Below are 23,793 nucleotides of genomic sequence, written 5' to 3'. Positions count from 1 at the left end.
CGTCAGTTCGCTCCGCTGGTGCCGGCATCTCCCATCCGGTCGCCGTAGTCCCAGCTGTAGATCTCCCGCGGCTCGAGCCGAATACAGACCTCCTCGCGGTCGTCCGCGAGCAACCACCTGGCGAGCGAGGAGTCGTCCCCGCCGAGGTAGCGCTCGACGAGATCACGCAGGACCGGCTTGCCATCGTCGGAGATCGTCGCGATTCCGTTACCCCTGATCCCGCGGTACGGGATCCGATTCGTCGAAATATCGAACGCGACGTCTCGGTCGTTGCGGAGAAAGCGCACTACGTCCGCGCTCGCCTGCGTCGCACACTCGAGTACGCCGTCGCGATAGCGATACCACAACGTCACGAGCCACAACGAACCGTCCGGCCGATGGGTGGCGATTCGGACCGGGATCGTCGTCTCTCGGAGGAACGTCTCGACCTCGTCTGCGCCCCAGGTCCCGCGGTAGTCGGTCATACGTCTCCGTTCGTGAAGCAGTCGAATAAGTTCATCCGCTGTCAGTCCGGTCGCGGTGCTCGCCCCCGCGAACCAGTCACAGATGAACCGCTTCACCCAGTCCGGTTCGAGGGGCGTACGCGCCACAAGGAGGAGAGTCAGCGTCCGTCGTCGTCGGTCGGGGACGAAACCAGCATCGACGCGAGATCCGACACGGACGGCGGACGCTGGATGAACAGTTTCCCACCGAGTGTGTACTGGCTGTCGGCCGACGCCGATCCGCTGTCGACGAGGACTACCGGCAGTCTGCGCCCGCGCTGTCGTTGTCGGAGCGTCCGGACGATCTCCAGTTCACGGCCAGTGAGATCCGAAGCGCGAACGAGCGCGAGATCGTAGGAACCCGTCTTCGAGGCGGTTTGGACGGACTCGAGCTGGTCGACTGCCGTCACCTCCCAGGAGGGAGGAAGCCCGCCTATCGGCTCCTCGGACGCCGTTGCATCGAATACCAGCACGCGAAGGTGTTCGGACTCGTCCACCCCGAGTACCTGTTCGACCGCCTCCACGATCGCCCCGGGACGCTCGGGAACGTACGCGGAGACGCCGAGTTGTACCAGCCCCTCCGGCTCGTCGCGAAGGAACGACACCATGCTGATCGTCGTCTCCTCGGTCCCCGCTTCACGGCCGATACGCTCCGCCACGGTGACACCATTTTCGACCGTCCCGCTACTGTTGCCGTCGGGTTCGTCGCCGGTCACGAACAGGTCGACGAGGAGCGTCAAGGACGGCGTCCGGCGGAGTGCCTCCCGAGCAGCCTCGCGGTCGTCGGCGACCGTCACGTCGTAGTCTAGCCCCTCGAGCTGTGCTGCAAGGAACGTTCCCAGTTCGTCGTCGATGGAGAGAAAGACGAACGGTCCGTCGACGGCATCCGAAACGGCGACAGAATCGCCGGAAGGGACCGTGCTCCGGCCAGCGCGAACGTTCGTCAGTCCCGTATCGAACGACGACGTCAGCGCCTCAATCGCGGCGTCGAGATCGGTCGCCTTTCGACGGACGACCCGTGCAACCGCTCGCTGTTCGTCGGTAAGCGGACCGACGTCCTCGTTGACGAGCAGTTCGACGTAGCCGATAACCGACGTCAACGGCGTCCGGAGATCGTGTGTAGTCTGCTCGAGGACCTCCCCCTGGAAGTCGGTAAACGAGGTGAGATGGTCCGCCATCGTCTCGACCTCGTCGCGAAGCGAGAGTTGCTCGAGACGCGATCCGGCGACCCATCCGAGAAGCTTCGCGAGTTGAACGTCGACCTCGTCGAAGCCGTCTCCGTCTCGGACGAGTTGCAGCGTGGTCGTGTCGTCGATCGGCGTCGACAGCGCACAGTCTAGCGGAACGAGGCCGTCGGTCGCCGCCTCGAGGTCGTCGACTACGACGGTCTCGTTTCGATCCATCGCCGTTTCGACTGCAGCGCAGATGATGGGGTGTTGTCCGACCTGAGCGTCCAGATCTGGATGTGTACTGGTGACCGTCGTCCACGTGTCTTCCCGCGAAATGACGATGACAACGTACCGGACGTCGAAGAGATCGTACGCGCCGTCGATCGCGTGATGGTATACGGCAGTCTCCGTCGAGCGGTCGACGAACCCCGTCGCGATATCGTGGAGCCGATCGAGCCGGTGTGGCGAGATGTCGTCCGGAACAGCGTTCTCGAGGGTGGTACGGATGTCCGACCCCAATTCGAACTCCCCGTCCGGATCCTCGTCGGTCATCGTGATCCACCCGTTGGCTCCGGCCGTTCTTCCGTCTCGAGCGAGGAGGTCACGATCGGCGCGTCGGATACCTCGAACCGCCGGGCGAGTATCGAACGGGACCGTCGCTGGCCAAGGCGGTGTATCACCGGTGGAGCGTCGTCAGCGGTCGTGATCATCGGTCGATGGAATCGTTGTCTGGTGGGCTGTCGTGATCGCGGTGGCGTACGTTGCGGTCCGTGTCTCGAAGCCGTCTCGAACGATTCGGTTGCTCTTCACGTGTTTCGAGGATCCGGAGGCATACAATGGTGTTGTCATTGATGGTTACATTTACGCCCGTCACGGCGAACGCACCGGTGAGGTGTAGTCAGGGGCAGCTTCGAGGTGAGGGTCAGCTGTCGATCGGACGCGTCTCTCGTGATCGCTGCACCGCCGAGGAAGTAATCCGGCTTCGCCGTGTCGAGATTCACGCTGCGAGCGACCGAGTTGTGAGAGCGGCAACGAGGGGCAGACGGTCTCATTGAAAATCGACGTTCGCGATCTCGAATCGGGCACCGCCCGCCTCGCTCTCGGCCAGGTCGGTCGACCAGTCGTGGGCGCTGACGATGCTCTGGACGATCGAGAGTCCGAATCCGGTTCCCAGACTCGCGGTCGTAAACCCGGTCTCGAAGATCGATTCCCGGTCGGATTCGGGGATGCCACAGCCGTCGTCTTCGACGTAGAACCCGACCGGATTCCCGTTTGCGTCGCTGATGTCGCCGACGGTGATCGTCAGCCCGCCACTCGAGGCCGACGGGGACCCTGATGTGACCGATTCCGGAGACGCAGAAGCCGCCGAGCCGCCCGTTTCTGTCGGATCCGTCGAGCCGTGATCGGCGGGGTCCTCGGGAGTTTGCGAAGCAGGGCTCGTGGAGCCGTGCTCCACGGAGTTTCGAAACAGGTTCTCGAAGACCGCCTGCAACCGTTCCTGGTCCGCCCGCGCGACGGCATCCGTCTCGACGACCAGTTCGTGTGATCCGGTCTCGAGTTGGTCCCAGGCGGTTCTCGTGACCGTCTCGAGCGAGATCGGTTCGACGTTCCCGATCACCTGGCCGCTTCTGGCGGTGGCGAGCACGTCGTCCAGCAGCTGTTGCATGCGGTCGACCGCCGGGTAGACCTTCCGTAGGTACTCGATGTTCGCCGACTGCTCGGTCGCCTCGACCCAGCCCTGGATCACGGTCAAGGGGCTTCTGAGGTCGTGGCTCACGGTGCTGGCAAAGGTGTCGAGCTGCTCGATTTGAGCCTCGGTTCGGCGGCGCTCGAGTTCGTGTTCTAGCATCCGCGCGATCAATTCCGCGAACATGGTTTCGTCGCTACCGAAGGGGTCCGAACGGGGGCCCGTCGAGACGAAACAGACCGTCCCGTAGACGTCGTCATCGACGGTGATGGTGGTTCCGTGGTAACACTCGAGACCGTGTTCCGCGAACGCGGGGTCGTTCTCCCAGCCCTGATTCGAGGCGTCGTGGAGTGCGATCGGTTCGTCCTGAGCGATCGTTCGCCGACAGTACGTCGTCTGCAGGTCGAGAACGAGGCCGGGTGGAAACGCGCCGTCGATCGGATCGGTGCTCGCGGTGGCCTTCCAGTAGTCGGTCTCCGCGTCGATCTTGGTCATGTGGCCGTTTTCGACCCCGAGATAGCGTGTTCCCAGTTCGAGCGCCTGCGCCGCCTTCTGTTCGAACGGCAGCTCGGCTTTCATGATCCTGTATAGTTCGTGTCGAGCGTCGTCAGGCTCGATTGGCGTCTCAGTCATACTGCAGACTCACTGGCCCACCTGTGGTTGCCGTCCAGTACATGTCGTACTCATACGGCTCATCTACACATACACCTTCTGTCAATTTCAGCGTACACTTTCGAGCGTAGAACTGTCAGCACGTGTAATATAGAATCACAACGGCGGATTACGGATAGTGTATCCACACGCACACATGATGTAGTGGAGAGACGATCCGCGCTGGCTCGTCGAACCACGTCAGTTGTGGGCTCGGAAGTCGATCCCACGCGAGCGTGAGTTGTTCGAGGGTCGAATTCCGAGCGGACCTCGAACCGCCGGTAGACGGACCCACACGGGAACAGTCCGTGCTCCGAGAAGATATCCAGTTATGCCGCTCACTCCGACGTCGAGCGGAACGTTCGAACGGTATCCCGCTTGCCTGACTCGGCCTCGACCTGAACGAACGCGAACTCGGTGAACACCTGCTTCCAGTTGCGGTGGTACAGCGGGAACTCGTCGTTGACGTAGGTCACGCCGGGGTCGGCCGACTGGTCCTGCTCGCTCCCGTCTTCGCCCTCGTTCTCGACCGTGATGAGGAGGTCGTCGGTGATGCGTGCGAGGTCCTCGAAGACCCACTCGACGTCCGGGTGCAGGTGCTGGAGCGTCTCCACCGAGTAGACGACATCGAACTGGTTCGCCTCGAAGTCGTCGACGACGTTTTCGATTCTGTCGTGGTAGAACGTTCCGTCGTCGGCGAGCTCCGGATAGGTCTCCCTCATCACGTCGAACGCGTCGTTGTTGACGTCGATTCCCGCCAGGGTTTCGAAACCGTGTTCGTACAGGTGTGCAAGGTGACGGCCGGAGCTACAGCCGAGTTCGAGGATAGCCGCGTCTCGGTCGACGAACCGCTCGAGCGTGTCACAGATGGTCTCGCTCGTCTCGTTCGGCCCGTAATAGGCGTAATATTCTGGCGAGTACTCTCCGGACCGTTCCGCCCATCGTCGACTAACTACCTTCGAATCCACGTTTCACATCGTCGGCGAACACGTAAACGCTCGTCGGACCCGTCCGAATTCTGAGAGCAGTCTCACTCCGACTCGTCGGCGAGCGTCTCGCCGGCGTCGGACCGCCGTGTACTCGTCGCCGACCGACACGACGGCGGGACCTGGACGATTCCGCGCCAGAGGAGAGACCGGCGTTCTTCGTGGCGTTGCCGGCGACTCGAGCGTGAACGGGCCCTCCCGATGACTCGAGCGTGAACCGGCCGAAGAGTGCTACGCGGGCCCCACCTTCGGCATTCGTCGGCTGTACTCGCCGCTCTCGAGACAGTCGAGGATAAACCGGGCGACGTCGGCTCGGTCGATCGCCTCGAATCCGAGGTCGACGTCGCCGGCGCGGTAGTCGCCCGTCGGATCCCCCTCGTCGAGTCGAGGGACCCGGACGACCGTCCAGTCCAGGTCCGTCGCCCGGACGTGTTCGACGTGGGATTCGGCATCCTCGAGGACGTCTCGAGCGAGCAGCTTCAACAGGACCCCCATCATTTTACCGCCGAGTGAGACCGATTCGCCGTCCTCACGGACCCCTGCACCGACGAGCGTCACGAACCGCGAGACGTCTGCCTCGCTCATCGCGCGGCTGATGTTCTCGCCGGCGACGGTCAGGAGATCATCCGGCGAGCCCTCACCCTGTCCGAGGACGCTCACGACTGCGTCCGCGCCCTGGACCGCGTCGAGAACGCCGTCGCCAGTGTAGACATCGCCCGCAACGACCCGCACTCGATCGTCGGTGAACGGGACCGTTTCGGGTGATCGAGCGTGGACGACGACCTCGTGACCTCGCTCGAGCGCCTGTTCACAGAGCGGGAGCCCGGTTCGACCGGTTGCACCGAATACGGTGATTTGCATAGCAGGACGTAGCGGTTCCGCGCGGTTATACTTGCAACTTCGAAGCTTCGAAGTAACGGGGCCGAAACGGGGAGTAGCTGCATCTCCCGAAACCAACTTACCCGCAGGGGGCTACCCGTCGACTATGACCGACGATAGTCCGATCCCGCTGGACGCCGGAGGCGGCCCCGAGGAGGCCCGCGCGCTTCGAGGGTCGCTCGAGCCCGCGGAGCGAGAGCGCGTCGAACGAACGGTCGCGGAACTGCTCGACCTGCTCGGTCGAACGCACACGATGGCAGTCCTCTCGGAGTTCGCCTTCGCGAGCGAACCGCTGCGATTCTCCGAACTCGAGGACGCGCTGTCGGTCCCGGCGAACACGCTCTCGACGCGGTTGCGCGACCTGACCGAAGCGGGGCTGCTCGAGCGGACCGCCTACGACGAGGTGCCGCCGCGAGTCGAGTACGCGCCGACCGAGAAAGCCAGATCGATCTTCCCGGTATTCGGCCACCTCCACCGGTGGGCGATGGCGTACGAGCTCTGACCATTACTTCGATTTTCGGAGGGGCTCCCTGATCTGGAAGGGGGGCGTATTTCACGTCAGGTCCCGTACCAACGCTATGTCGAACGAACGGGCGGTAGCGGACGCTGAAACCTCGCGCGAGCGCTCACGACAGGGTGGTACGGACCAAACAACGCCGCCGACCGCGTCGATCGAGATGGACGGACTCGAGTTGACTTACGGCGACGGGACGACCGCGGTTGACGGCGTCGATCTGACGGTCGCCGACGGCGAGTTCTTCGGGTTTTTGGGGCCCAACGGCGCGGGCAAGACGACCGCGATCAAGGTTCTCGCGACGCTCCTCTCGCCGACTGCCGGCGAGGTTCGAGTCAACGGGTTCGACGTCCGATCGGAGCCGCGGAAGATCCGCCAGTCGATCGGCTACATGGCTCAGGAGACGAGCATCGATCCGGAGCTCACCGCCGAGGAGAACATTCGGTTCGCGTGTGAGGCCTACGGCGTTCCGCGCGGCGAGCGCGACGACCGAACCGCCGAACTGCTCGATCTCGTCGATCTCGCGGCCGTCGCCGACAAACGGTCGGAGGGGTTCTCCGGCGGGATGAAAAAGCGACTCGACGCCGCGACGGCGCTGGTTCACCGGCCGCCGCTGGTCTTTCTCGACGAGCCGACCACCGGGCTGGATCCGAACGCGCGCAATCGGCTGTGGGAGTACTTCCGACGGATCAACGCTCGCGGGACGACGGTGTTCCTGACGACGCAGTACTTAGAGGAGGCCGATCAGCTCTGCGAGCGGCTGGCGGTGATCCTCGACGGCGAGATCGTCGCCGACGGCTCCCCGGACGAGTTGAAGCGGCAGGTCGGCGGCGACGTGCTCGACATCGAGTTGCAAGACGGCGAAGATGCCAGAGCGCGGGCCGTCGAGATCGCTGGAGAGTTCGAGGCCTTCGACAATGCGACGGTCGAGGAGACCGAGACCGGGATCAGCGTCACCGCGGAAACGGCCCGTGAGTCGGGAACGGATCTCCTCGTCGCGCTTCGAGACGCGGGGCTGACGGTCACCGGCTTCAACGTTCGCGCGCCGACGCTGGACGACGTGTTCCTCGCGATCACCGGCGAGCGCGTCGATACCGAGTCGACGGTCGGTGGCGTCGATACTGCCGGGACCGTCGAGACGGAAGCCGCCGCCGGAACGGAGGACGCGTCGTGAGCGCGCCGACCGCGGAGTCGTCGGAGCGCGATTCGGTCCCGCGCTCCTCCAACACGTTCGCCGGGGACGTCTGGGTTAACTTCAAGCGCTGGAACCTCAAGGCCGTCCGGAACCCGTTCGTCCTCGTCGTCTCGCTCGCACAGCCGTTCATCTTTCTCGTGTTGTTCACGGAGGTGTTCGGCAACGTGGCCGGCGGGGCGGTCAGCGAGGGGCTGGGTCCGGGTGTCGACTACACCACCTTCCTCGTACCGGCGATCGCGATCCAGGTCGCGCTCGCGTCGGCGGTCACCTCCGGGATCGGACTGGTCAACGACATCGAGAACGGCATGTTCGAAAAGGTGCTCGTCTCGCCGATGAACCGAACCGCCGTCTTCGTCGGGAAGACGCTCGCCGAGGTGTTCCGTATCGCGCTCCAGATCGCGATCATCCTCGGCCTCGGCGTGCTTCTGGGCGCGGAGATCACAACGGGAGTCGTCGGTGCCCTCGGAATCATCGCCGTCGGAATCGTGTTCTCGCTCTGGTTTATCGCGTTCTCGAACACCCTCGCCGTCTTGACCCGAGATCAGGAGTCGACAATCATCGGCGCGAACCTGTTACAGTTCCCGCTGCTGTTCCTCTCGAGTGCCTTTCTCCCGCTCGAGGTGCTGCCGAACTGGATCCAGACGTTCGCTCAAATCAATCCCGTCACGTACGGCGTCGACGCGGCGCGGGCGATCATGCTCGACGAAGACGTGATGACAGTCCTCGACGTGACGGCGTTCGACGGCGCACTCAATACGATTGTCCCCGCCGTCGCCGTCCTCGTCGGATTGGGCGTCGCCTTCGGCGGGGTGGCCGTCTATCTGCTCTCTCGGGCGTCGAGTTCGGACGTACGCTGATCGACGAGCGCGAACGCGGCACCGCCCGGTTTCCCCCGGTTTACTGACACTATTCTGCCCGACATCTCTGTGCGAAAATTGCCGTGTCGATACCCCGTTCGTCGATTATCGAAAACTCGTTCGAAAAAATATGAGTTATCTGTGCGGAGTCGCGAGGTCCGGGTAGGGTATATAACAGAACCAATCATGTCTGGCAAATACGACCTCGTTATCGTCGGTGGCGGGATCAGTGGGGCCTCCCTTCTGTACACGACGGCAAAGTTCTCGGACATCGACTCCATCGCGCTGATCGAGAAGGAGCCGTCAATCGCGGCGATCAACACGGATCACACGAACAACTCCCAGACGCTCCACTTCGGAGACATCGAGACGAACTACACGCTCGAGAAGGCCGAAGACGTCAAGGAAGGTGCGGAGCTTCTCGCGGGCTATCTGGAGAACCACGACCCCGATCGGGAGATGCACGACAAACGGAGCAAGATGGTGCTCGGGGTCGGCGACGAGGAGGTCGACCAGCTCGAGCGCCGGTACGAGGAGGAGGGGTTCGGCGACCTCTTCCCGAAACTTCGAGCGATCGGCCGCGAGGAGATCGCGGAGATCGAACCGAAGGTCGTCGAGGGTCGCGATCCCTCGAAGGAGATGCTCGCGCTCCAGACCTCGGACGGCTACGTCGTCGACTACGGCGAGACGACGCGCTCGCTCGTCGAGCAGGCTGACGAGGAACCGAACGTGGACGTCTTCACCGGCACCGAAGTCAAAGATATCACGCCCACGCTCGACGGCTACACGATCGAGACGAACAACGGGCGGTTCGACTGCGACACGACCGTCGTCGCCGCCGGTTCGCACAGCCTCCAGATCGCGAAGGAACTCGGCTACGGGCAGGACAAAGTGTTGCTCCCCATCGCCGGGAGCTTCTTCCTCGCGGACGATCTCCTGAACGGGAAGGTGTACACGCTCCAAATGAAGAAACTGCCGTTCGCCGCGGTTCACGGCGACGCCGACGTCCACGACCCCAGCGTCACCCGATTCGGGCCGACCGCGAAACTCGTTCCGACGCTCGAGCGCGGCCGCATCTCGACCGTGAAGGACTTCCTCGACGTGTTCGGACTGAACGCGGCGGCGTTTCTCAGCTACGGGAACATTCTCTCCGACCGTATCCTTCTGCCCTATGTCCTCAGAAATCTCGTCTACGACGTCCCCGAGATCGGCCGACGGCAGTTCCTCCCTCACGTCCAGAAGGTCGTCCCGAGCGTCGAACTCGAGGACATCCAGCGCGCCAAAGGGTACGGCGGCGTCCGTCCCCAGATCGTCGACACGAAGACAAAGTCCCTCGACATGGGCGAGGCGAAACTCGTTGGCGACGATATCATCTTCAACATCACGCCGTCGCCCGGCGCGTCGACGTGTCTGAAAAACGCACGTCAGGACACACAGCAGGTCCTCGAGTTCCTCGACGGCGAGTACGAGTTCGACGAGGAGGCGTTCCGCGCGGAAACGATCGACAACTTCCCGCGCGCGGCGTAAACGATCGACGGTTTCTCGAGAGACGGAACCGGCGTACTCCCCGTTTTCACGCGAGATATGTGCAGCGCCAACGCTTTTCCGACAGTATCGGGTATCCCGATTTGAACGGCGTCGAGTCGTCGCAACTACGATATCGGTTGGACAGTGTCTCTCGGAGGAATCGCACTGGCAACGGATTTTGCGTTGCTCATCGTGGCCGCGGCCGTCCTCAGCTACGCCGCCAGATCGACCGCGAGGCGTTCGAACGCCGGCTCGAGGAACTGAACGCGCGGGCTCGAGATCGCTCGCAGCGAGCGGACGAGACGGTCGACCTCGGTGGTGAAGACGCACGGTACGACGCCGGTGACGCAGCCGGATCCGGCGGCTCGAAGCGATCTGACGACGCCGACACGACCGGAGGTGATGCCGATGTATGAGATCCTGTTCGCGCTGACGCTCATCTTCGTCCTCGCCAGCCGTCTTGCTGCTCGTCGCCGCCCAGAAGGGACTCTCGGTGATCCCGTTTTACCTGCTCGCGGGAGCGCTGGCCGGGGCGGCGATCGATGAGACGCAACTGCTCGACCTCGCACAGTGGGGGATCGCCTTCCTCGTCTTCCTCTTCGGGATCCACGTCGACGTGGAGGCGTTCCGATCGACGGGACGGATCAGCGTCACCGTCGGACTCCTGCAGGCGTCGATCGTCAGCGCGCTGGCGTTCGGCGCGGGGCTCGCGTTCGGGCTCGATCCGTTGAACGCCGGCTACCTGGGAATCGCCGCCGCGTTGAGTTCGTCGCTCGTGGCGACCAGTTACTTGGACGACGAGAACGGCGCCCGGCCGACGTACGAACGGCTGGCCGAATCGATCCACTTCACGGAGGACCTCCTCGGCGTGCTGGTCGTGCTCGGGCTGAGCGCGTTCGTCTACGCGGCGGCTCCCGCCTGGGAGCAGATCGCCGTCGGTGGCGGCCTGTTCGCGCTCGCACTCGGGATTCGGTATCTGCTCTTCCACCGGCTGACCGCGCGGCTCCGGGGCGATCCGGAGGTGATGATGCTGCTCGGCATCTCCTTCGTCGTCGGGTTCATCGCGCTCGCCGAGGCGGCCGACCTCTCGATCGTCGTCGGCGCGTTCGCCGCCGGCATCGCCATCGCCGACGACTACCCCCACTCGCTCGAGTCGATCGGTTACACCCTCACGCTGGTCGTCGCGATCCTGATTCTCAACCCGCTGCTCGTCGCCTTCATCCTGCTCAGAAGCGGATTCGACGGCCGAACGGCAATCCTGACCGGTCTCACGCTCGATCAGGTGAGCATCTTCAGCCTCTTCATCGCGCTCGAGGCGTTCGCGGCCGATCAGATCGCACCCCCAGTGTTCGACGCGATCGTCCTCGCGGCCGCCGTCACGATGATCGTCGCGACGTACACGGGTCGTCACGCCGGCGCGATCAATCGCTGGCTGCGCGAGCGCGGCCTGATTCGGCTTCTCGGTGAGCCGCTGGGCGACCGCACGCAGGTTTCCGAGGAACTCGAAGACCACGTCATCATCGTCGACTTCGAACACGGCGGCCGGCGGGTCCTCGACGCGTGCTCGTTCCTCGATCGGCCGACGCTCGTCGTGGAGGACAACCCCGTCCTGTTCGAGGCGATCCGCGAGGAGTGCGACAACTACGTCTACGGCGACGTCTCGAACGAACGCGTCTGGGAGCTGGCGCGACTCGAGGACGCCGCGCTCGTCGTCTCGCTGACGCCGGAGCACGACCGAAGCGAGGCGGTCGTCGACCTCGAGAGCGACGTGCCGCGGATCGTTCGCGTAGACGCGACCGAGACGGCCGCCGAGTTCCTCGAGCGCGGTGCGGACGGTATCATCTATCCGGACACGATCGCCGCCGAACGCGTTGGCGGCGACCTCGAGGCGCTGCTCGAGGGCGATCTCTCTCGCGAGGGGTTCGTCGAACGCGGTCGCAGCCACTTCGAGACGCCGGGCGACAACTGATCCGCGCTCGACAGCCCGGTACGAACGGTTCGATTCCGTGAGATCATCGGCCCACCCCGGACAGCAACCCGCAGTCGGCTACGGATTCCTCGGACCGTCGTCAGGTCGGAGCGGACGACGAACGCCGGGATCCACTATCCGTGAGCGAAACACGGGGACACGACTATAGCACCCCCGTGCTATGTGATAACCCAACATGTCCGTGGACGGGAGAGCCTACGACTACGTGATCGTCGGTGCGGGACCGGCCGGCTGCGTGCTCGCGAACAGGCTGTCGGCCGACGGCGGCGCCGAGGTGCTGTTGCTCGAGGCCGGCGAGCCCGACGAGAACCGAGAGATCGGCGTGCCGGCGGCGTTCTCGGAACTGTTCGAGTCGGCGGTCGATTGGGCGTACTACACGGAACCGCAGTCGGAACTACACAACCGGGAACTGTACTGGCCCCGCGGGAAGACGCTGGGCGGCTCGAGTTCGATCAACGCGATGATCTATATCCGCGGCCAGCCCGAGGATTACGACCGCTGGGCCGAACTGGGCAACGAGGGCTGGGCGTACGAGGACGTACTGCCGTACTTCAAACGCGCCGAACACAACGAGCGCGGCTCCTCGAAGTACCGCGGGATCGGCGGCCCGCGAAACGTGGCCGACCTTCGATCGCCGAACGAACTCACCGAGGCGTTTCTCGAGGCCGGGCAGTCGGTCGGATTTCCGTACAACGAGGACTTCAACGCCGGCGACCAATCTGGCGTCGGCTACTATCAGGTGACCCAGAAGGGCGGCGAGCGACACAGCGCGGCGGATGCCTATCTGAAACCGGTCCTCGACCGGTCGAACCTGACTGCCGTGACCGGTGCGCGAGTGACCAACGTTCGGTTCGACGGCCGCGAAGCCGTCGGCGTCGAGTACGCCCGCGACGACGCTAGCGGTCGTTCCGCGACGGTCGAGGCGACCGAAGAGGTGATCCTCTCCGCCGGCGCGATCAACTCGCCTCACCTCCTCCTGTGCTCCGGCGTCGGCCCGGCCGACCACCTCGCCGAGCACGAGATCCCCGTCGTCGAGGACCTCCCCGGCGTCGGCCGGAACCTCCAGGATCACCTGCAGGTCGGCGTCAACTACGAGTCAACGAAGGCGATTACGCTGGCCGACGCGGACTCGCTGTGGAACACGCTCAGATACCTGCTCCGGAAAACGGGGCCGCTGACCTCGAACATCGCGGAGGCCGGCGGATTCACGACCGTTTCCGAGGACGCCGAGGTGCCCGAGATCCAGTTCCACTTCGGGCCGACGTACTTCGTCGAACACGGGTTTGACAACCCCGCAGGCCACGGCTTCTCGCTCGGCGCGCTCCGACTGCGACCCGACAGCCGCGGCCGAATCTCGCTCCGTTCGTCCGACCCCTTCGACGAGCCGGTCATCGATCCCCAGTATCTCACCGAGGGCGACGACCTCGAGATTCTACTCGAGGGGATCAAACTGGTCCGGAAGGTCCTGCAGGCCGAACCGTTCGACGACTATCGCGGCGAGGAGGTGTTGCCGGGATCGGACGTCGAGAGCGACGCGGAACTGACCGAGTACATCCGCGAGACCGCCGAAACCCTGTATCACCCCGTCGGAACCTGCAAGATGGGCGACGGCGAGATGGCCGTCGTCGACGATCAGTTGCGGGTCCGCGGGCTCGAGGGACTGCGCGTCGTCGACGCCTCAATCATGCCGACGATCACGAGCGGAAACACGGACGCGCCGACGACGATGATCGCCGAGAAAGCGGCCGACGACATTCGAGCGGACCGTCGCTGATCGATCGCATCGTATTTTCGACTCGTACTGGGGTTCACTCGAGGGACACGCCGGCGTCCTCGAGCGCCTCGGCGCGCTCCCAGTAGTCCTCGACCGTCTTCCGCGCCCACGAGCGAACGACCTCGTCGTCGGTGTCGATCGAGGCCCGCAGGACGCCTTGCTCGTCCCGAACGAGCATGTAGACGACCTCGTCGAGGAGCATGACCGCGAGCGGGACGCTCCCGTTGCGAACCCGAACCGAGGCGTCGTCGGCGGCGAGCAAATCCTCGAGTCGATTCCGAAGCTCCGTGTCGGCCGCGAGCGCGTCGATTGCGCTCCGAGAAAAGACGCCTCTGAACGTCTGCTCGTCGGTTTCGGCCCGTTTCTGGACGACCGTCAGCGTCTGTTCGTTGAATGCGTGCGAGACCGTCCACACCTCGTCGGCGGTCTCGAGCAACTCGAGCAGGCGCGACAGCGGTGCGTTCGGCCGCGTCTGGGTCGGCATCGTAATGGTCGCGTCGGAGAGTCGCTTCAAGTCGAACGTCATCTCGGCGGTCGGCAGGTACTCGACGACGCCGCGAAGGCGCTGTTCGGTCTCGATGATCTCCCGGAGGTCGGTAAAGCCCGACGCGACGAGTCGGCCGGTCGCGGTCGCGACGTACTCGCTGCCCTCGCGGTCGATCCACGACCGTTCCCGAAAGTCGTTTAAAATCCGTCCGAGCGTGGCCTGTGACGCTCCCGTCTCCGCGGCCAGTTCGTTCCGACTGTGTCCCTCCGCCGCGAGCAGTCCCAATACCTCGACGCGGTTCGCCGAGAGTGCGAGGAACTCGATCTCCTCGAGTGCCGATTCCATACGGATCTATTCGGCCGGTCCCTGATAGTGTTTTCGCACCATGAAATAATCTCATAACATGAAAAGATGGCACAAACAGTAACGAGTTTCCCGGTGAGTTCGATTTTCCCGTCACTATTTCGTTTCCTCGCGTGAAATATTTTCTGAATTAAACTATATGCGCCGGACCCGTACCCGTATCTAAGATGAGTTCCTCCACGACGCGCGGCGCGCTCTCGGTACTCCCGACGCGCACGCTCCCAACTGAGGTGAGACCGTGATCGATCGCCGAACGGCCGTCTACTTCCTCCTCTCGAGTATCTTCTTCGGCGGGACGTTCGTCGCCGCGAAGGCCGGTTTGGAGTACTTCCCGCCGCTGTTGTTCGTCGCGATTCGGTTCGATGTCGCGGCGCTCGTCATGCTGGGCTACGTCGCGCTCACCGCCTCGGTCGAGGAGCTTCGGCCCCGGACGCGCGGCGACGTGGTCGGCATCCTCGCGACCGGCGGCCTCGTAATCGGTCTCTCGAACGCGCTCCTGTTCGTCGGCCAGCAGTACGCCACCAGCGCGGTCGGCGCGATCGTCTTCAGCCTCAACCCGATCCTGACGCCGGTCTTTGCGGCCGTGCTCCTCTCGAACGAGCGTCTCTCGACTCGCGGCGCGTTCGGGATGGTCCTCGGCCTCGCCGGCGTCGCACTCGTGGTCAGCCCCGATCCCGCGATGCTGGTCGGCGGCGACGCGCTCGGCCGCGCAATTCTGTTCGCCGGTGCCGCAAGCGCCGCACTGGGAGCCGTGCTCATCCGCCGCTCCGGTGGGAACGCCACGCTCTCGAGCACCGTCCGCATCGCGTGGGGACTGCCCATCGCCGCGGCGCTCAGTCACGGCCTCGCCTGGTCGACCGGCGAGTCGATGGGATCGATCGCGTGGACGACGGAAGCGCTCGTCGCACTCGCCTACGTCAGCCTCGTCGCCGGCGTCCTCGCGTACATCGCCTACTTCGGGCTGCTCGAGTCGACCGGCGCGACCCAGGCCAACCTGGTCTTCTACGTCGTCCCGGTCGTCTCGACGATCGGCGGCTGGGCGCTGCTCGGCGAGACCATCGCTCCCCTCGCGGTCGTCGGCTTCCTGACGATCTTCGCCGGCTTCGCCGTCATCGGCAGCGAGTCGAGCGACGTCCGGTCGCTGCTGCCCGAGTGGGTCGTCAGCACGCCGGCTGTCGAAGAGTCGGCAGCGAGGGAGGAACCGCGCGGCTACCGATCCGACTGATCGACACCGTCAGATCCCGTATCGAAACGTCGCAGCTACGAACCGACTACTCGTCCGTAACCGTCTGCTATCCGGGACGGACGTATTCTCGTTAGACGGCACAAAATGAATGCGACTCCGAATATGCCACCCCTTAGTTACATTCAGTAAGGTGGATTTAACTACTGGGAGTTCGTATACGTTCGTAGTTACGAATGGTGCTGCGAGAGTTAGCCGACGATGCGCCCGGACAGCTCGTCCCGTACGGACAGCGGCCGTATTATAGTCCGGATCCGCTCCCCCCGGATACCGAATTGGAACTCGATACAGAGTTCTACGAGACGCTCTCGGAGGCGACCTTCTGGCTCGGAAAGCTCAGTGGATTCGGTCTGACGACCGATTTCGCCCCCGTTCTGTACACCTCGTTGCTCCGGAAGGAAGCGATGGAGTCGTCCGAGATCGAGGGTGCCGATATCGACTACAACGCGCTCTACAGTTTCGAGACCCGATCGCTCGGCACTGGAGGGTCAGATAGGAAGAGGGCTCCGGCGGCGGACGAAACGAAAGACGTGCAAGAAGTTCTCAACTACGAACGGGCGCTTGAGGACGGGATCGAGGCGCTCGAGCGCGGTGACGGAATCTCGATCGATCTCCTTCACACCCTCCACGAAACGCTCCTCGGCGGCGTTCCGGACGACCGACGGGAGACGGACACCCTCGGCGCGTTCAAGACGGTTCCGAATCACTTAGGCGAGTTCGTTCCGCCCGTGCCGAGCGCCGTCGACGGGCCCATGGACGCCCTTCTGACGTACGTTCGAACCGGCGGGAGCTATCATCCGCTCGTCGATATCGCGCTCACCCACTACCAGTTCGAGACGATTCACCCGTACGGAGACGGGAACGGTCGTCTGGGTCGGTTGCTCGTCACACTCCAGTTGTACGACGACGGCTACCTCGAGCGGCCGACGCTCTATCTCAGCGAGTACTTCAATCGCTACAAGCAGACGTACGTCGACCGTATGGACGCCGTCCGCAAGTACGGCGAGTGGGAGGCCTGGATCGACTTTTTCGTGACGGGGATCCGCCGGCAGGCCGAGGAGACGCTGTTGCGCTCACAGGAGTTGCACACCCTGCAACGGGAGTACGAGGCCGAATACGGCGACGACTCCGCCACGTACGCGCGACTTGCGTGCAAACTCTTCGACCAACCGTATCTCACTGCAGCCGTCGTCGAAGAGTTACTGGATGTCGCCAGTCCAACCGCCTATCGGGCACTCGACCGACTCGAGGAGGACGGCATTCTCGAGGAGACGACTGGAAAGGAGCGCAACCGGGAGTATCGTTCGCGGGAAATCTTCGAAATTCTCGAGCGACCGCCGCGGACGTACTGATCCTCGCTCGAGCGCCGACGTGATCGCTACTGACGACGAACGCCGCGACTCGAGCGCCCCGTTCTGCATGAGTGCGCCGGCCGGTCGCTCAACCTGACACTGGTCGTAGCAGGGGTACTCGCCGGCCTCGCGACACGCAGCTTCCGCCGCGTGGCCGGCACTCACTTCCAGATTTACGAGTACGATATCCATGTCACTCTCGGACTACGAACTCCACGATCGACTGAATCGACTCTCTTCGGCCTCGGCCGACCGCGACATCCTCGTCACACTCGCCGCTCCGCCCAACGAGTCGATCGGCGAGGTCCGCCAGCCCGTCGAGACCGACTACGCGGAGGCGAGCCAACTCGACGAGCAGTCGTTCCCGAAACCGCTCATCGACGCCGTAGAGAGCGTCCGAAGTGAGTTGAACGAGTACGACGAGATTCCGGACAACGGTCTGGCGATCTACGCCGGAGTCGCCGACGGCGACCTGCTCACGTCGGTCTTCGACGATCTGCCGGTCTCCATCGACGACTCGGTCTACCGCCACGCCACCGAGTTCGACCTCGAGCCGCTCGAGGCGATCACCGAACCCGAGTCGACCCACGGCCTGCTGGTGGTCGAACGTGGCGGCGCTGCGTTAGGGCTGCTCGACGAGGAGGGCGTCGAGCCGATCGACACCTTCGAGAGCGAGGTGCCCGGGAAGTCGAGCGCCGGCGGCCAGTCCGCCGAGCGGTTCGAACGCGACCGCGAACGGCAGAAACGCGAGTTCTTCGACGAAGTCGCCGAGCGCGCCGACCGGCAGTTCCTCGGCGACGACCCCGTCGACGGCGTCCTCCTGGGCGGGACGACGGGTACCATCGAGACCTTCCGGGAGGAAGCCGAACTGGACCACCGACTCGAGGACCGAATCGTCGGCGAGTTCGCCGTCGAGTACGCGAGTCAGCAGGGGCTCCACCAGCTCGCGGAGAAGGGACAGGAGGCGATCGAGGAACGGGACCGCGAAGCCGTCACCGAGACGCTCGACGAGTTCTTCGAGCGGATCGGCGACGACGAACCCGTCGCCTACGGACACGACGAGGTCGACGACGCGCTCGAGTACGACGCCGTCGAGACGCTGTTGCTCTCGACGGCCCTCGAGGGAGCCGACCTTCAGGAGTTCGGCGACCGAACGGAAGCACAGGGCGGCGAAACCGTCGTCGTCCCGGACGACTTCCCCGACGGGAATCGGTTCGTCGAGGCGTTCGACGGGGTCGGCGCGCTGTTGCGGTTCCCGATCGAGTGATCGGTCAGCCATCGGGTCCCGCCTCGGAGTACGGTGATCACCCCACTCCGAGACCCGTCAGTACGGACGACGTTCACCGATAACGGCGGGAAGACGGCGGGGACGAATCAGAGCCTTTACGGGCTTTCCCGGCCGTGGAATTACTAATGTGTGCGACTTTCACCGACGATGATGTCGGTAAGCCCGTCGAACGAACCGACGGAAAGGTGATCGGAACGGTCGCCTCGATCGAAACGGAGGGTGCCCACGTCGAACCGGCACCCGACGTCGTCGACCAGCTCAAAGCCCGCTTCGACTGGGGCGAGCTCGGCGGTCCGTTCATCCTCGATGAGAGCGACGTTCGGGAAATTTCAGAGACGCGCGTCCACCTTTCAGACGGGTTCTCGAGGGCGGATGCGGCAACCCCGACGGCGTCCGAGTCGGTCGACGGATCGACGGCCGGAGCCGGCGCCGCGACCGGATCGGAAGCCGCCGCGACCGAGTCGACCGGCGAGTCGGGCGGCATCGGTCCGTTCAACACCACCTTCCAGATCGGCGCCGCGGTCGTCTCGGGGGTCCTGTTCCTCCTCGCGCTGGCGTTCGGCTGGGCCGGATACGAGGGGACGAACCTGCTCGCCGTCGGTCCGGAACTGAACATCATCTCCGGCGCCGCCGGGCTCATGCTGGTCGCGTTCTTCGGGGTCGTCGCGCTCGTCATGGCGGTCTACATGGAACCCGGGCTCGATCACTGAACGCCCGATTCGAATATCGTCGGTCACGTTTTTGACGCAGTTTGCGAGGACGAACTGGACGTTACGAGCAGCCGCCCGTCCACGATACCGGGACGGTTCGGCCCAGTCCGCGAGTCCGCTACTTCCTGACGATTGCAGGCACCACCGGCTTATCTCGACGGGGAGTCAGTTCAGGCATGTGTGCTACGTTTACCGACGACGAGGTCAGTAAGCCCATCGTGAACGACGCCGGCGAGGAGCTCGGCGTCGTCACGTCGGTCGAGGGCGATATCGCCCATGTCAGGCCGGAAACCGACGCCGTCGACTCCATCAAATCCTCGATCGGATGGGACAGCGTCGCCGAAGAGACTCAGCCGCTGAGCAGCGACGCCGTTCAAGAGATCACCGACGACGCGGTCCGGCTCGAGGGTGGCCTGCCGACGGACGGGGACGCGGCCGACTCCGAACCGACCGTCGAAATCGGCGACGACGAGGACGAATCGGAGCCGGCGACCGAACCCGCCGGCGGTTCCGCCGGTCTCGAGGAGACCGACGTCGCCGAGGAGCGTCGAGACGACTCGGGCTCGGTCGACGAACGGGAGATGGATCGGGGGCTCGAGGTCGATCCGACCGAACTGGCTGGACAGGAGCCGGAAGCGGAGTTCAACCCCGGCGATACCAGTTCCCGAACCGACGCCGCCGTCGAACCGACCGATGATCACCGGTCGACCGACGCGTCGGTCGACCCGGAGGGCGGGCGCGAAGAACGCCGAGGCGATCGTGGAGAGGAAACGGACGCTGACGACCGCGAGTGAGATCGCACAAAGAATCGATGACAATCGACCTCGTCGCCGTGTTCCGGACCCGTTGTGTGTTCCGGCCGGGAAACTAAGTCGCACCTCGTAATACGACGGCTATGTCCAGGCGCAGCGAGGAAGGCGGACCCGATGGTATCGACGTCGCCGGCCCGGACGACGGGCAGGCGATCGTGTTCGTCCACGGTGCGATGTTCACGCGAAAGCTGTGGCTGCCCCAGATTCGCGGGCTTGCCGACGAGTACCGGGTCGTCGCCCCGGATCTCCCGGGTCACGGCGTTCGCGCGGACGAGACGTTCCGGATGGATCCCGCGATCGACCTGCTCGAGGACGTCATCGACACCCACACTGACGGGACGGCGGTGCTGGTCGGCCTCTCGCTTGGCGGCTACGTCGCGACGGAGTACGCATATCGCCGACCCAGCGACGTCGACGGACTGGTACTCTCGGGTTCCAGCGCGAACCCGATCGGCGGCATGGAGACGCTCACGCGAGCTACCGGGGCGATTTCTCGGCTCGCGACGAAACCCGATATCGGCAAGCGCGTCGTCGAACGACTCGGCGCACGATGGGTGAACAACCGGGACCTCCCCGAGGACGTCAAGCGGGAGATCATCGACGCGGGGATCTACCCGAAGCAGTTCGGCGACGCGGGGCCGGACGTCGCGGGCGTCGACTTCCGTGCAAAACTCTCGACGTATCCCGGCCCGACGCTGATTCTCAACGGCGAACGCGACAAGATCATGCGCCGCGGCGAGCGCGACCACGCCGCTGCAGCCACGGACGGGCGCATCGAAGTGCTCGCGGACGTCGGCCACATCTGCAATCTTCATCGCCCGGAGACCTACACGTCTCGCGTTCGGAACTTCGTCCGACAGCGAGTCGTTCCGGCGCAGTAAGGAATGCTGCTCGAAGCCGCGAGTCGCGGCTCGTAACGGGCTCGAGCGAGGATCAACGAGACGGCAAAACGGGTGTGCGGGTGACGGCCGACTCAGGAGCGTCGGTCGCCGATCGCGTCGCGGATCCGGCCGGGAACCCCGAGCACGGAGATCCCGAAACCGAACAGCACCATCAGGGCGTAGACGCCCAGCGTCGAGGTCCAGACGACGAACATCGCCAAGATGGCCCAGCCGCCCGAGAGGAAGTAAAACGCCGCGACGGACATCGCGGTCCCGTACAACAGGACGAGGTACGGCCCCCAGTCGCGAGCGTGGCCGCGACGGTACTTGCGACGGACGTAGCGTTTGAGTTCGCTCTCGAGAGACTCCTTCCTGACGGTTCGGCGTTCGACGCCCTCCTCGAACGACTCGACCCGATCGCGCAGGCGCTCGATCTCCTCGCGGAGCGCTTCGGGGTCGTCGGATCGGTCTCGAGTTCGGGCGCTCCGGCGGGCGCTTGCGCCCGTCTCCGCCGTTTGCGTACCCGTCCCTGCCTGGTCGTCGGTCGCCCCCTCGTCGGCACCCGTGGCGTCGTCGGTCATCGCTTCTGTCCAAAACTGTCGTGCGCCGGGACTTTGTAGCTGCCGATCCACCTCACGGTCGGCGAGGACGGCGTTGACGACGGCCCCGAAGACGAGGATGATCGCGCCGACGTACAGCCAGATGAGCACGAGAAAGACGGCGCCGAGCGCGCCGTAGAGGGCGTAATCGCCGGCAATGGTGGCGTACAGCCCGAACGTGCGACTCAGGACGAACCAGCCGACGGCGGCGAAAATCGTTCCGGGGATGGCTTCCTGGAGACCGACGTTCGCATCCGGAAAGACGACGTACAGCGGTAGGAACGTCACCGTCAGACCGAGCATAACGAGTATCGGGCCGACGACGCTCACGCCGAGAAACGGAACGAACCGGACGAGCAACTCGAGGCCCGCGACGAGCGCGAGGCCGAACGAAATGACGAGGAAGACGATCATCGCGTCCCAGAGGGTGTCGACGAACGACTTCGAGGCCGCGGTGCCGTAGATCTGGGAGAACGCCCGGTCGAGTCCACGAAGGACCCGACTCGAGCCCCACAACAGCCCCAGCGCGCCGAACACGGTGGCTCCCTGCCGCCCGGCATCGTCGAGGACCGTGTCGGCGAGGACCTCCTGTGCCGACGGCGTGAGGACGTCGCTGGCCGCTGCCGTCAGCTGGTTCGCGAGCGTTTCCCCCCCGATCGAGGCCGCGATCCCCAGTCCGAGCAACATCAGCGGGACGAGCGAGATGAAGCCATAGAAGGCGACGCCGGCCGCTAGCAGCGTCAGCTGTTGGGTCCGGGCGAGCCACACGGCGGCGGTCGCGAACTCGAGACCCTGTCTTCGATCGATCACGTCTCGGAACTGTCCGCAGCCAGCACAATATGTGGTCGTGTGGCACAGGCCTGCAGCCTGAAGACAACCGTCTTGTCTCCTCTCGAGATTCGCTCGAGGCTTCAGGCGCCGTCGCTATCGTGGAACGCTCGGAATGGAGAACGCGTCGACACGCGAGGGCGTTCGTTGTCCTGGGTGCGGACTCGTTCGGCCGTACGCCGACTCGAGTGAGCTACTCGAGGTTGGCTTCGGTCGCCTCGAAGATCTCGGCGACGCTCGCGTCCGACTTGAACGTCGTCCCGCCGTAGTGGGTGAACGAGGCGTCGTATCCCGCGTCCCGGAGATCGGCCAGAAAGTCGTCCATCGCGTTGGCCGGCAGTCCCCAGCTCTTGGCCAGTTTGTGCTGATCGTAGTAGGTCGGCACGTCGAGTTCCGCCTCGATCGTCTCGCAGAGCTCCCGTCCCTTGTCGGCGGTCCCAAACGCGTCGGGAATCTGCTCGCGGATTTCGGCGGTAAACTCGCGGTCGCGGTAGGGGCCGAGCCAGATCGGACCGGCGACGAGGATCCGCTCGCTCCCGCAGTTGGGACAGGACTCGAGGGGATCCGCTGTCATGCCGTGTTCGGCCTCGCGGTGGAGGCAGTCCTCGCAGTGCGAGAGGTGGCCAAGTTGCTCGAGGGCGGCGTCGGCCGCCGTCGGCTTCCGATCGAGTTCGAGGTAGGTGCGGACGTAGTGGCTCGTCGCGTGGGTGAAGATCGGTTCGACGCCGACGTCGAAGCGGGCGGCGCTGCGAGCGAGCGCGGAGAGGAGAATCCGAACACCCATCTCGGTGTGATAGTCCGTGTTTCTGGGAACGGCCGAGTACGAGCGAACGCCGCTGTTGAAGTGAGCCCCACACAGCGGCGCGGTATCGGTCGCCGTCACGCAGACCAGATCCCGGCAGCGCGCGAACGCGGCGTCGGCGAATGGCATCGGGGTCCCGTAGGGATCGAGATCGATCACGTCGAACTTCGCCTCGTGCATGAGGGCGTTGACGTTGCGGTGTTCGACCCGCGAGCCGTTCTCGAGACCGTTTCGCTCGAGGTTCGCTCGCGCGAGGTCGACGGCGTCTTCGTCGATGTCACAGCAGGTCGCCCGCCAGCCGTCGTCGGCCGCTCGAACGCCGCGGATGCCGCTCGCGGCCATCGCGTCGAGATACGACTCCGCGCGGTTCTCGCGCTCGCGGAAAGCTCGCAGCGCGGCGATCGTCAGATCCCGGTTCAGCTCCTGTCGCGGGTTGTAGAACACCGACTCCTCGACGCCCTCGGTCTGTTCGCCGGGGACCTCGAGTTCGACCCCGCTCTCGGTGACGCGCATACCGGCTGTCGGCGGCCGATTGCGAAAAACGGTGTGGTCTCCGCGCGTCTATGACCCGAAACCGATCTCTCGAGCGAGTGCGCCTGCAGCCACCTTCCGTGTGGTGTGGGGGTCGAAAGCGCGGAGAAGAACACTGCTCCCGATTGCGGGCCGTTTTTCACTATCGTCACTCGCCCCGAACTGCATCTTATCTGGAGTAGCCCT

At 64.5% G+C, this 23,793-nt stretch carries 21 protein-coding genes; 12 read left to right on the top strand and 9 right to left on the bottom strand.

Annotation, left to right across the window (positions count from 1 at the left end; all coding sequences use genetic code 11):
• Nucleotides 1-2 precede the first annotated feature (2 nt).
• From ACSFC5_RS02700 to ACSFC5_RS02680, 5 genes are all read right to left on the bottom strand, one after another.
• The gene (locus ACSFC5_RS02700; protein ID WP_440763726.1) at nt 3-464 is read right to left on the bottom strand and encodes a pyridoxamine 5'-phosphate oxidase family protein; all 462 of its coding nucleotides are present in this window, start codon (nt 462-464) and stop codon (nt 3-5) included.
• Between the two features lie 137 nt (nt 465-601).
• Nucleotides 602-2,203, bottom strand: coding sequence for a histidine kinase dimerization/phospho-acceptor domain-containing protein (locus tag ACSFC5_RS02695; RefSeq protein ID WP_440763725.1), 1,602 nt, complete (start codon nt 2,201-2,203; stop codon nt 602-604).
• A 496-nt stretch (nt 2,204-2,699) separates the two neighbouring features.
• Nucleotides 2,700-3,917, bottom strand: coding sequence for a sensor histidine kinase (locus ACSFC5_RS02690; RefSeq protein WP_440763724.1), 1,218 nt, complete (start codon nt 3,915-3,917; stop codon nt 2,700-2,702).
• A gap of 410 nt (nt 3,918-4,327) precedes the next feature.
• Nucleotides 4,328-4,957, bottom strand: a complete 630-nt coding sequence (locus ACSFC5_RS02685; RefSeq protein ID WP_440763723.1) for a class I SAM-dependent methyltransferase — start codon at nt 4,955-4,957, stop codon at nt 4,328-4,330.
• Between the two features lie 249 nt (nt 4,958-5,206).
• Nucleotides 5,207-5,836 carry an NAD(P)-dependent oxidoreductase gene (locus tag ACSFC5_RS02680; RefSeq protein WP_440763722.1) on the bottom strand — a complete coding sequence of 210 codons (630 nt, stop codon included), beginning with the start codon at nt 5,834-5,836 and terminating at the stop codon, nt 5,207-5,209.
• A 124-nt stretch (nt 5,837-5,960) separates the two neighbouring features.
• On the opposite strand from ACSFC5_RS02680, the gene ACSFC5_RS02675 reads away from it, so the two are divergent.
• The 4 genes from ACSFC5_RS02675 to ACSFC5_RS02660 all read left to right on the top strand — a co-directional run bounded on the left by ACSFC5_RS02675 (nt 5,961) and on the right by ACSFC5_RS02660 (nt 9,947).
• Nucleotides 5,961-6,356 carry a winged helix-turn-helix transcriptional regulator gene (locus tag ACSFC5_RS02675; RefSeq protein WP_440763721.1) on the top strand — a complete coding sequence of 132 codons (396 nt, stop codon included), beginning with the start codon at nt 5,961-5,963 and terminating at the stop codon, nt 6,354-6,356.
• 76 nt (nt 6,357-6,432) lie between these two features.
• A complete protein-coding gene (locus tag ACSFC5_RS02670) occupies nt 6,433-7,542 on the top strand; it encodes an ABC transporter ATP-binding protein (RefSeq protein WP_440763720.1) in 1,110 nt (369 codons plus the stop codon).
• The gene (locus ACSFC5_RS02665) at nt 7,539-8,420 is read left to right on the top strand and encodes an ABC transporter permease (RefSeq protein ID WP_440763719.1); all 882 of its coding nucleotides are present in this window, start codon (nt 7,539-7,541) and stop codon (nt 8,418-8,420) included. The genes ACSFC5_RS02670 and ACSFC5_RS02665 overlap by 4 nt, the downstream gene beginning before the upstream one ends.
• A gap of 186 nt (nt 8,421-8,606) precedes the next feature.
• Entirely contained in the window at nt 8,607-9,947 is a 1,341-nt protein-coding gene (locus tag ACSFC5_RS02660; RefSeq protein WP_440763718.1) for an FAD-dependent oxidoreductase, read from the top strand.
• Nucleotides 9,948-10,159: 212 nt separating this feature from the next.
• On the opposite strand, the gene ACSFC5_RS02655 is transcribed toward ACSFC5_RS02660, so the two are convergent.
• Nucleotides 10,160-10,387 (bottom strand): hypothetical protein, encoded by a 228-nt coding sequence (locus tag ACSFC5_RS02655; RefSeq protein ID WP_440763717.1) that lies wholly within the window; start codon nt 10,385-10,387, stop codon nt 10,160-10,162.
• A gap of 20 nt (nt 10,388-10,407) precedes the next feature.
• On the opposite strand from ACSFC5_RS02655, the gene ACSFC5_RS02650 reads away from it, so the two are divergent.
• Both ACSFC5_RS02650 and ACSFC5_RS02645 read left to right on the top strand, forming a co-directional pair.
• Nucleotides 10,408-11,916 carry a cation:proton antiporter domain-containing protein gene (locus ACSFC5_RS02650; protein WP_440763716.1) on the top strand — a complete coding sequence of 503 codons (1,509 nt, stop codon included), beginning with the start codon at nt 10,408-10,410 and terminating at the stop codon, nt 11,914-11,916.
• Between the two features lie 196 nt (nt 11,917-12,112).
• Nucleotides 12,113-13,711, top strand: a complete 1,599-nt coding sequence (locus ACSFC5_RS02645) for a GMC family oxidoreductase (protein WP_440763715.1) — start codon at nt 12,113-12,115, stop codon at nt 13,709-13,711.
• 34 nt (nt 13,712-13,745) lie between these two features.
• On the opposite strand, the gene ACSFC5_RS02640 is transcribed toward ACSFC5_RS02645, so the two are convergent.
• The gene (locus tag ACSFC5_RS02640; protein WP_440763714.1) at nt 13,746-14,543 is read right to left on the bottom strand and encodes a helix-turn-helix transcriptional regulator; all 798 of its coding nucleotides are present in this window, start codon (nt 14,541-14,543) and stop codon (nt 13,746-13,748) included.
• A 256-nt stretch (nt 14,544-14,799) separates the two neighbouring features.
• Here ACSFC5_RS02640 and ACSFC5_RS02635 point away from each other — a divergent pair, with 256 nt between their 5' ends.
• The 6 genes from ACSFC5_RS02635 (at nt 14,800) to ACSFC5_RS02610 (ending at nt 20,847) form a co-directional block, all read left to right on the top strand.
• Nucleotides 14,800-15,786, top strand: a complete 987-nt coding sequence (locus tag ACSFC5_RS02635) for a DMT family transporter (RefSeq protein WP_440763713.1) — start codon at nt 14,800-14,802, stop codon at nt 15,784-15,786.
• A 194-nt stretch (nt 15,787-15,980) separates the two neighbouring features.
• Nucleotides 15,981-17,156: a Fic family protein gene (locus ACSFC5_RS02630; protein ID WP_440763712.1), complete on the top strand. Its 1,176-nt coding sequence runs from the start codon at nt 15,981-15,983 to the stop codon at nt 17,154-17,156.
• 190 nt (nt 17,157-17,346) lie between these two features.
• On the top strand, nt 17,347-18,423 hold the full coding sequence (locus ACSFC5_RS02625; protein WP_440763711.1) for a Vms1/Ankzf1 family peptidyl-tRNA hydrolase: 1,077 nt from the start codon (nt 17,347-17,349) through the stop codon (nt 18,421-18,423).
• A 146-nt stretch (nt 18,424-18,569) separates the two neighbouring features.
• Nucleotides 18,570-19,154 carry a DUF8593 domain-containing protein gene (locus ACSFC5_RS02620; RefSeq protein ID WP_440763710.1) on the top strand — a complete coding sequence of 195 codons (585 nt, stop codon included), beginning with the start codon at nt 18,570-18,572 and terminating at the stop codon, nt 19,152-19,154.
• 176 nt (nt 19,155-19,330) lie between these two features.
• Nucleotides 19,331-19,948: a DUF8593 domain-containing protein gene (locus ACSFC5_RS02615; RefSeq protein ID WP_440763709.1), complete on the top strand. Its 618-nt coding sequence runs from the start codon at nt 19,331-19,333 to the stop codon at nt 19,946-19,948.
• Between the two features lie 101 nt (nt 19,949-20,049).
• Entirely contained in the window at nt 20,050-20,847 is a 798-nt protein-coding gene (locus ACSFC5_RS02610) for an alpha/beta fold hydrolase (RefSeq protein ID WP_440763708.1), read from the top strand.
• Between the two features lie 92 nt (nt 20,848-20,939).
• On the opposite strand, the gene ACSFC5_RS02605 is transcribed toward ACSFC5_RS02610, so the two are convergent.
• The gene (locus ACSFC5_RS02605; RefSeq protein ID WP_440763707.1) at nt 20,940-22,256 is read right to left on the bottom strand and encodes a YihY/virulence factor BrkB family protein; all 1,317 of its coding nucleotides are present in this window, start codon (nt 22,254-22,256) and stop codon (nt 20,940-20,942) included.
• 211 nt (nt 22,257-22,467) lie between these two features.
• Entirely contained in the window at nt 22,468-23,589 is a 1,122-nt protein-coding gene (locus tag ACSFC5_RS02600; RefSeq protein ID WP_440763706.1) for a tRNA (guanine(26)-N(2))-dimethyltransferase, read from the bottom strand.
• Between the last annotated feature and the right edge of the window lie 204 nt (nt 23,590-23,793).

The organism is Natronorubrum marinum (assembly GCF_052040125.1).
Lineage (GTDB): Archaea > Halobacteriota > Halobacteria > Halobacteriales > Natrialbaceae > Natronorubrum.
Note: the sequence above shows the minus strand (reverse complement) of the source record. Positions and strands in the feature narration are given on the sequence as shown.

Coding starts and splice junctions, on each gene's coding strand:
- ACSFC5_RS02700 (WP_440763726.1), bottom strand. CDS start 464: ATGACCGACTACCGCGGGACCTGGGGCGCAGACGAGGTCGAGACGTTC.
- ACSFC5_RS02695 (WP_440763725.1), bottom strand. CDS start 2,203: ATGACCGACGAGGATCCGGACGGGGAGTTCGAATTGGGGTCGGACATC.
- ACSFC5_RS02690 (WP_440763724.1), bottom strand. CDS start 3,917: ATGAAAGCCGAGCTGCCGTTCGAACAGAAGGCGGCGCAGGCGCTCGAA.
- ACSFC5_RS02680 (WP_440763722.1), bottom strand. CDS start 5,836: ATGCAAATCACCGTATTCGGTGCAACCGGTCGAACCGGGCTCCCGCTC.
- ACSFC5_RS02675 (WP_440763721.1), top strand. CDS start 5,961: ATGACCGACGATAGTCCGATCCCGCTGGACGCCGGAGGCGGCCCCGAG.
- ACSFC5_RS02670 (WP_440763720.1), top strand. CDS start 6,433: ATGTCGAACGAACGGGCGGTAGCGGACGCTGAAACCTCGCGCGAGCGC.
- ACSFC5_RS02660 (WP_440763718.1), top strand. CDS start 8,607: ATGTCTGGCAAATACGACCTCGTTATCGTCGGTGGCGGGATCAGTGGG.
- ACSFC5_RS02655 (WP_440763717.1), bottom strand. CDS start 10,387: ATGAGCGTCAGCGCGAACAGGATCTCATACATCGGCATCACCTCCGGT.
- ACSFC5_RS02645 (WP_440763715.1), top strand. CDS start 12,113: ATGTCCGTGGACGGGAGAGCCTACGACTACGTGATCGTCGGTGCGGGA.
- ACSFC5_RS02640 (WP_440763714.1), bottom strand. CDS start 14,543: ATGGAATCGGCACTCGAGGAGATCGAGTTCCTCGCACTCTCGGCGAAC.
- ACSFC5_RS02630 (WP_440763712.1), top strand. CDS start 15,981: ATGGTGCTGCGAGAGTTAGCCGACGATGCGCCCGGACAGCTCGTCCCG.
- ACSFC5_RS02625 (WP_440763711.1), top strand. CDS start 17,347: ATGTCACTCTCGGACTACGAACTCCACGATCGACTGAATCGACTCTCT.
- ACSFC5_RS02620 (WP_440763710.1), top strand. CDS start 18,570: ATGTGTGCGACTTTCACCGACGATGATGTCGGTAAGCCCGTCGAACGA.
- ACSFC5_RS02615 (WP_440763709.1), top strand. CDS start 19,331: ATGTGTGCTACGTTTACCGACGACGAGGTCAGTAAGCCCATCGTGAAC.
- ACSFC5_RS02610 (WP_440763708.1), top strand. CDS start 20,050: ATGTCCAGGCGCAGCGAGGAAGGCGGACCCGATGGTATCGACGTCGCC.
- ACSFC5_RS02600 (WP_440763706.1), bottom strand. CDS start 23,589: ATGCGCGTCACCGAGAGCGGGGTCGAACTCGAGGTCCCCGGCGAACAG.